Annotated in this window: 3 protein-coding genes and 1 pseudogene; 2 read left to right on the top strand and 2 right to left on the bottom strand. The window is 69.3% G+C overall.

Features of this window, described 5'->3' with window-relative positions:
- Positions 1 to 886: 886 nt before the first annotated feature.
- Entirely contained in the window at positions 887 to 2,362 is a 1,476-nt protein-coding gene (locus VG296_RS18115; RefSeq protein ID WP_325567051.1) for an FAD-dependent monooxygenase, read from the bottom strand.
- A gap of 84 nt (positions 2,363 to 2,446) precedes the next feature.
- Between VG296_RS18115 and VG296_RS18120 the strand changes: the two genes are divergently transcribed.
- Together VG296_RS18120 and VG296_RS32940 are read left to right on the top strand one after the other, a co-directional pair.
- The gene (locus VG296_RS18120; RefSeq protein WP_325567049.1) at positions 2,447 to 3,052 is read left to right on the top strand and encodes a TetR family transcriptional regulator; all 606 of its coding nucleotides are present in this window, start codon (positions 2,447 to 2,449) and stop codon (positions 3,050 to 3,052) included.
- Between the two features lie 361 nt (positions 3,053 to 3,413).
- A pseudogene (locus VG296_RS32940) lies at positions 3,414 to 3,503 on the top strand (encapsulin); the annotation flags it as partial.
- Here VG296_RS32940 and VG296_RS32945 read toward each other — a convergent pair.
- On the bottom strand, positions 3,470 to 3,703 hold the full coding sequence (locus VG296_RS32945) for a hypothetical protein (RefSeq protein ID WP_349259612.1): 234 nt from the start codon (positions 3,701 to 3,703) through the stop codon (positions 3,470 to 3,472). The pseudogene VG296_RS32940 and the gene VG296_RS32945 overlap by 34 nt on opposite strands.
- Between the last annotated feature and the right edge of the window lie 308 nt (positions 3,704 to 4,011).

Genomic DNA, 4,011 nt, shown 5'->3' on the forward strand with positions numbered 1-4,011 from the left:
CGGAGTCGCCGCGACTGGAGTCGTGATCGTGCGGCAGGAACGACGGCGCCGTGCCTACACTCCCGACGAGGTCCGCGAGCGCCTGCACACACACCTGGCCGGAACACGACAACAGACGGTACGAGATCGGCCGCCACCCGAACACCGCGGTTGAGACGTTCCGCCGTCGGCGCTGGGTCGCGATGGTCGCAGTTCGGCCCGGCATTGGGGACGTAGCCGGTCCGTTCCAGCCGGCCGGGTGCGAGCAGTGGTTCGGACAGCACGGCCAGGACTCGGGTCGGATCGGTGAGGTCGAGCAGCATGGCGCCGATGCGTAGGTCCGTATCGGTCCGACGCCATGGGTGAGTACCAGCCACCCCTGTGGGGTCTCCAGGGGTGAACCACAGTTGCCGACCTGGAGCAGTTCCCGCGGTGCGCTAGGTCGCTGGAGAGGTACCTCGTCAGTCCGGTTTCGACCGTCGAGCGACGTTGTCAGGCTTGATGGTTTCGCCGTCTCCTCGGCACGGCGCCAGGAACTGGTCCTGGACGAGCCGGAGGAATAATGGCATGCCCTTGTTGCGTGCGGCCGGGCCGGTCAATGGGAACACGTGGAAGGTACCCAGGCCCGTGCTGTCCAGCAGATGTGGCGCCACCGTGCGGCCGTCGTAGGTGGCGAGGTAGCGGGTTGCTCTTTACCACGACCGGCCGACCACCATCAACGATCAGCCGCTCAAGATCACACAGCGACGCGCCTGGCATGTGAGATCGAGTCGTGAATGAGGGACGGAGCGAGCCGCGGGTTGGATAGCGAGCGGGCAATCGGCTGGCGGCGTCTGAGAACGGAGGAGTCGGACGGCGTGGAGTGCTGACAGCGCGGTTGTTTCGGGTCGTTCGTTGTGGTCTGTGTCTATGTGCGCGGTGCGGCCGAACCGTCCGACAATTGCGCGGCGTACCCGAGTGCGCTCGTTGTGCCGGTCGCTGGTATCGCGCCGGTGCCGCGCCATCCGAGGTGACCGTCTGGACGGATCAGGATGCGCTCGCCGGGAACGGGATCGTAGGTCCGACGCAAGTAGCCGTCGACATCGAGTGCGTCAGCGTCGAGCACCTGGGCGTCATGGACTGGTTCAGTGGTCCCGTCGAAGGCCAGGACCGTCCAGTTGGCTTGCCGGCGCAGCAGGAACAGTGTGGTGTTGTCGAGCGGGGCGTCCGGAGCGCGATCACCCGGTCGCAGGCCAGGTGCGTCGGGATCGGCGCGGTAGCTGATGTCGAGTTGTAGCCCTTGGCGGGCGAGGGCTGCCGGGCGATCGGCGTAGCCGCCGACACCGGAGTTGAGCACCTGGCGGGACAGTTCGCTGGAAAGCCCGAGGACCGCTGCGGCGACCGGTTTGCGCTCGGCCTCGTAAGTGTCCAACAGGGCGTCCTCGGCGCCGTCGAGCACTGCGGCGAGCTTCCAACCCAGGTTGATGGCGTCCTGGATCCCGGTGTTGAGGCCTTGGCCGCCGGCCGGTGAGTGCACGTGCGCGGCGTCGCCGGCCAGCAACACCCGATCGACGCGGAAGCGGTCCACCATCCGCACGTTGAGCCGCCAGGTGGAGGACCAGCCGATCCGGCGCAGGCGCACCCGCGGCCGGATGCCGTCGACCACGGTGTGCAGCGTCGCCTCGTCGGCCCGGATGTCCGGGTCGGGCGAGCGCAGCCCCAGCGCCCAGGTCGGGCTCGCCGGCATCGGGCACAGGGAAAGGAAACCGGCGCCGTCGTCGCCGACGAGGTCGAACGTGTGCCAGTGGTCGCGGTCGAGCCCGTCCAGTTCGACCTCGGCCAGCAGCATCCGGACCTCGTCGTGGGTCTGGCCGAGGAAGCCGACTCCGAGCGCGTTGCGGACTGTGCTCGATGCACCGTCGGCGCCGACGAGATAGCGCGAGCGCAGCCGCCGCCGATTCTCGAGGATGGCGGTGGTTCCGTCCTGGTCCTGCTCCACGGCAACCACGCGGGCATTCTGCTTGACCGTGACACCGAACTCGGCGAGCCGCTCACGCAGCACCTGCGTCGTCCGCCACTGTGGAATGATCAACGGCCGGGCGAACGGCTGGTCGGGCGTCGGCTCTAGCCCGGGATGCCTGTCTCGCTCCCGCACGGCGCCGTCGGTCGCGTACTGGCGGAACGGCAGCCTGAATGTGCCCAATGCCACGAGACGGTCGGTGACCCCGAGGGGGTCGAGCACCTCCAAAGTCCGCGGCTGGATGCCGTTACCGCGCGGACCCGGGAACGGCGCCGGCGCGCTGTCCAGCACCGTTACCCGGCGGCCCCGCCGAGCCAGCTCGCCCGCCACCACCAAGCCCGTCGGGCCTGCCCCCACGACCGTGACATCTGTGTCCGTATTCATGCCTGACACGCTACCAGGAAAACAGGACTGAGTCTTAAATAAGACTGAGTCCTGTTTAGTGAGGGGGTGTGCCACACTTTGTGGGTGGATTCCCTGCGCGAACGCAAGAAGGCGCGCACCCGCGCCGAGTTGCAGCGCCACGCGCTGCGTCTGTTCGCCGAGCGCGGCTACGAGGCGACGACCGTCGAAGACATCGCCGGCGCGGCTGAGGTCGCCCGCAGCACGTTCTTCCGCTACTTCGCCACCAAGGAGGATGTCGTCCTGTTCGACGATGTCGACTCGCTGTTCGAGGAGGCCCTCGCCGCAGTCCCGGTGGGCACCCCGCTGCTGGTCGCGCTGATCGAGGCGATCCGCGCTACCTTCGCCGGGCTGAACGAGCAGAAGCGTGCCCAGGAAGAGCTGCGGATGCGGCTCGGGCGCACCGTGCCCGAGATCGCCGCAGCACTGCGGGCCCGCGGCGCGTGGGACGTCGAGCAGACCGCGCGTCTCGTGGCCTCCGCGCTCGGCCGCACCCCCGAGGACATCGAGGTCGTGGCCCTCGCTGGAGCGCTGATCGGCGCCCGCTTCGCCGCGCAGACCCTCGTCGCGCGCGAGCCCCACCGAAGCTACGTCGACACCACCCTGGAAATCCTCGAACGGCTCCGCAGCGGCATCCCGCTGTTCGACGAGCCTATCGTCGGCTCCTCGTGACCGCGCCGGCTCCGGTTCGAGCCACGTCCTCGAACACCCGCACCTGACAGCCCTGCTGGTCAGACCCGCACCCACGGCAGCCGTAGTCGCGACGGCGGGCCACTTCTCGATCGTCTTGGTCGTTGATCGAACTACCGGAGACCCCGTCTATTGATCAACGACACCAACTCGCCGCAGTCGGCGGATCTGGCGGGGGCCACCGCGGTATGCGGGCCGGCACTGGCCGCAGTCGCTACCTGGCGTTGAGGGTTGTGACGACGTGGCCGTTCGCCGCGTACTCGGTGACCGTCTTCGCGGTGGCGCTTCCCAGCCACCAGACGAACGCCCAGCCGTCCGCGCCCGTCGCGGTGACGATGTCGCCGTTTCCTGCCGCGGCGGCGACTACGAGCTGCACTTCGGCCAGGACCTCTCGATCGGCTACCTCGGCCACGATTCGTCCACTGTGGAGCTACTCTCGCACTTGTCCTCGGAGCCGGCCCCGACCTGCCGCATCCGCTCCGGCGTCCAGCACCCGAGTGCGGCGGCCTGGTCCGCGGCGGTGACGCCGGTGACCCGCGCGGGCGTGTCCGCGCTGGCCGGGGCCGCCACGGCGGTTATGGCCGCCGGCGTCACGAGTACCACCAGCGTCCGGCGCAAACCTTTGATCATCATGTCCCGGGGACGTCCGCCGGTTCGCCGGGGGTTGCGTCCGCTCGGGCGATCCGGCACGAACGGGCCAGTCGCGCCGGGTGCGGCCGGTAACCGAATCCGACGGCCCCGGAGCCGCCGGGTGTGGCAGGCCCGCGAATCCACAGCAAGCCGCCCGGAATCCGCAGTCCCGCGGGACCGGCCGCGGCCTACCGTGGAGTACCGGGCCGACGAGGGCCCTCGGACGGGAGGCGACGAACGTGACGGACGTGTTCCGGCCGCTCGAAGAACGTCATACGGCGGGTGACCTGCTCGCCGAAATCGCGGCCCGC

Source organism: Actinospica sp., from assembly GCF_035552695.1.
Lineage (GTDB): Bacteria > Actinomycetota > Actinomycetes > Streptomycetales > Catenulisporaceae > Actinospica.

Excerpts from the sequence above, each read along its gene's own strand:
- VG296_RS18115 (WP_325567051.1), bottom strand. The coding sequence starts at position 2,362 with ATGAATACGGACACAGATGTCACGGTCGTGGGGGCAGGCCCGACGGGC.
- VG296_RS32945 (WP_349259612.1), bottom strand. The coding sequence starts at position 3,703 with ATGATGATCAAAGGTTTGCGCCGGACGCTGGTGGTACTCGTGACGCCG.